The sequence below is a fragment of the Pseudomonas sp. genome (assembly GCF_041601375.1).
Taxonomy (GTDB): Bacteria; Pseudomonadota; Gammaproteobacteria; order Pseudomonadales; family Pseudomonadaceae; genus Aquipseudomonas.
Genome location: NZ_JBFIIG010000282.1, coordinates 1 through 3,331 on the forward strand (window position 1 = coordinate 1; position 3,331 = coordinate 3,331).

A 3,331-nucleotide genomic window follows, 5' to 3' on the forward strand; every position below is an offset into this window, starting at 1 on the left:
CAAGCAGAAATCGTCCCGACAAGACCTGCCGTGGTAATGCCCGCGCCCGAGGCGCTGCGCATTGCCCGCCAGCTCTCGTAGGATGTGACGGGCCGCGTAGGCTTGAGCGCAGCCATACCCATCAACCGCGTTATGCCTGTAGGCCACTATCGCTGATGGGTTACGCCGCGTTTGCAATGCAACCCGCCTGACATCGTCTCGGCGGCTAACCCACCCGCGGATTGTAGATTTTCCCAGATTCGGCGGCGTCAGCAGTCACCGCGCGGTACTGGCTAGCGCGCTGCCTGATGAGCAACAGCAAAAAAGCCCGGAACAGAGTCCGGGCTTTGGGTATTTCACGGCTGAACAGGATGCAACTGATCAGCCCTGCTCGACAGCCCCGCTAAGCACGGGACGCCGGTCAGAACAGCGGCAGGGTGTAGCTGAGGATCAGGCGGTTCTCGTCGATGTCGTTGGTGAAGTTGGAACGCACCATGGCATTGCGCCAGCGCGCACTGAAGTTCTTCAGGGCGCCTTCCTGGAACACGTACATCAGCTCGGTGTCGCGCTCCCACTCCTTGCCGTCGCCAGCAGCGCCCAGGTCGACGTTGTCGCCAGTCAGGTAGCGGGTCATGAAGCTCAGACCGGGAATGCCGATGGAGCCAAAGTTGAAGTCATAGCGCGCCTGCCAGGAGGTCTCGTCCTTGTTGGCGAAGTCACTGATCTGCACATAGTTGACCAAGAACGGGTCGGTACCGTTGATATAGGCGGCGCCCGTGTCGCCGCTCATCTTCTGATAGCCGAGACCAACCTTGTGGCCACCCAGGCCATAAGTAACCATCGCTCCGAATGCCTTGTTGTCGACGTTACTGCGGCCGTCGTCGGTGGAGCGGGCATAACGCAGGTCGGTCTTCAGGCTCTGGCCTTCGCCCAGCGGCAACACGTGCACCAGGTTGAAGGAGTTCTGCTTATACAGGTCCTCCAGGTTCGAGTAGTAATAGGCGCCGGTCAGCTCCTTGCTGAGCTGGTAGGTGCCACCGAGAAACTGGAAGGCATCGGTAGTCTTGTCGCCGGTAACGGTGATGCCGCGACGACCGCCAGTGGTCATCGACAGGTCTTCAAAGTCACTCGAATCACGGTGATTAACTTCGCGCAGATAACCGCCATCCAGAGTCAAACCGTCGATTTCCTGGGAGATCAACTGGCCGCCCTTGAATACCTGAGGCGTCAGACGACTGTCGCTGGAGCCGATAGCCATGTTCTTGAACTGCATGCTGCCGACGCGCAGGGTGCTCTTGGACAATTTGGCCTTGCCGGCCAGCGCCAGGTCAGAAGAGTAGTCCTGCGAACCACCCGAGCGATCGGGTACCAGCAAGTTGCTGCCAGCGGTACCGCCGCCGGAATCCAGCTTGAAGCCGAGCATGCCGATAGTGTCGATACCGAAGCCCACAGTACCCTCGGTATAGCCGGAGTCCATACGCAGAATGAAGCCTTGCGCCCACTCTTCACGCTTGCTCTGGCTGGCGCCGTCCTGACGGAAGTCACGGTTGAAATAAAAATTGCGGGCTTCCAGGCTGGCCTTGCTGTCCTTGATGAATTCAGCGTTGGCGACTTGGCTCAGGGTCAAGCCCAGGGTGCCGGCAGCAATGGCCAGCGCCAGGGAGGTCTTTCTCATTATGGTTTTCTCCAGTGTTGTTATGGTGGCACATCGGCACGGGCGCAGGCTTCGACCACGAAGAAACAGGCACGCACCGAATTCGTTGATTCGCTCCGCGGACCTCGCCAGACGGGCAGCCGAACAGGCACCAGAGCGAGCGGGCAACGCTGGGGCGAACAGAAATCAGGGGTGCGCGGTGCCGCGCCGAGCAAACGTCAAGGGAACGGGAGTAGGCGGATCGTCAGCCAAACGGAAGCAGTTCATCGGCGGCTCTCTTCATTTTTATTGTGTGCCGGCCCTGCAGGCCGGTCGGTGCGTCGAAGAGTCTTGAGCAGATACCGTGCCAGTCGCCCAGCGCCGGGCAGCAACACCTCTAGCCCGCCACTTTGGCGGAAGTTCACGGATTCCATTGCGGGGTCATGCGAAGGATGAACAGGCGGATTATCGCCGAGAGCGAGAGCGCTCCCGGCGGATTTTCGCCAATTGCGCCCGCCCAGTCAGTCGAGCACGATCTGGTTCTTGCCCTGCCGTTTGGCCTGATACATGGCCGCATCGGCGCGGGCGAACAGCGTCTCCAGGCTGGCATCGGCGCCACGCAAGCTGGTCAGCCCCTGGCTCACCGTGACGCCGAACGACGTCTGGGCGTGGCTGAAACGCAAACGCTGCACCTCCCGCTGCAGGCGCTCGGCGATCTGCTCGGCCAGTGCAGGCTCGCAGCCTGGAAACAGCGCGGCGAATTCCTCACCGCCGATACGTCCGAACAGATCACCGCGGCGCAACACCGAGGCGCCGCAGCTGGCCAGGCGCTGCAGCACCTGATCGCCCATCTGGTGACCATGGCTGTCGTTGATCCGCTTGAAGTCGTCGACGTCGAGCAACAGGAAGGCCAAGGGGCTGCCGAACTGGCGGGCGTGCTCGAATTCGCGCCGGGCACACTCGAAGAAGTACCGGCGGTTGCTGCTCTGGGTCAGTACATCGGTGGTTGCCAGGCGATGCAACTCGCCTTCCAGTTGCTTCTTGTCGGTGATGTCTTCGGCGATGCCGACGATGATCTGCGCTTGCCCGACCTCGTTCGAGCGACTGATAAAGCATTTGTCGCTGAGCCAGCGCAACTGCCCGTCGGCGCGAATGATGCGGTACTCGCGAGTCTCCACCGCACCGGTTTCCAGCACCTTGGCCAGGCTCTCGGCGGCGTAGTCGAGGTCGTCCGGGTAGATGCTGTTGCGCCATTCGCCGTAGTCGGCCAACAACAGCGCGGCAGAGCGGCCGAAAATCCGCTCGTAGGCCGGGCTTACGTAGATCACCCGCTGCGCCTGCCAGTCGAACGCCCAGAGCACCGCATTGACGCTGCCGAGCAGAGTGCTGAAGAGCTGCTCACGCTCGCGCAGGCGCTCGACCTCGGCACGGCTGTGCAGCAGCGCCAGGGTCAGGTCTTCCAATTGCTCCGATGAGTTGCCGCACTCGTCCATAAACAGTCGCCATCCTGGTGAAGGTTTGAGCCATGGGGGCAGCATAGAAGGTTGGCGGCGCAGACATCAAAAAGCCCGCCGAACGGCGCAATGCTGTTCACTTAAGCGGAGCAGCTTTGCGGTCAACTGGGTAGCGGGTCTTGGACATCTTCACCGTCCTGGGCGTCGATGGCCTGGGGCGTTTTTTTATGAATAGCAGGCCGATACTGCCGCGTAAATCCGCCAG

General features: G+C 61.2%; 2 protein-coding genes. Both read right to left on the minus strand.

Translation table 11 applies throughout. The features are described from left to right. Positions 1–400: 400 nt before the first annotated feature. The gene (locus ABZE94_RS21020; RefSeq protein WP_372878115.1) at positions 401–1,654 is read right to left on the minus strand and encodes an OprD family porin; all 1,254 of its coding nucleotides are present in this window, start codon (positions 1,652–1,654) and stop codon (positions 401–403) included. Positions 1,655–2,133: 479 nt separating this feature from the next. Beyond that, entirely contained in the window at positions 2,134–3,105 is a 972-nt protein-coding gene (locus ABZE94_RS21025; RefSeq protein ID WP_372878116.1) for a GGDEF domain-containing protein, read from the minus strand. Between the last annotated feature and the right edge of the window lie 226 nt (positions 3,106–3,331).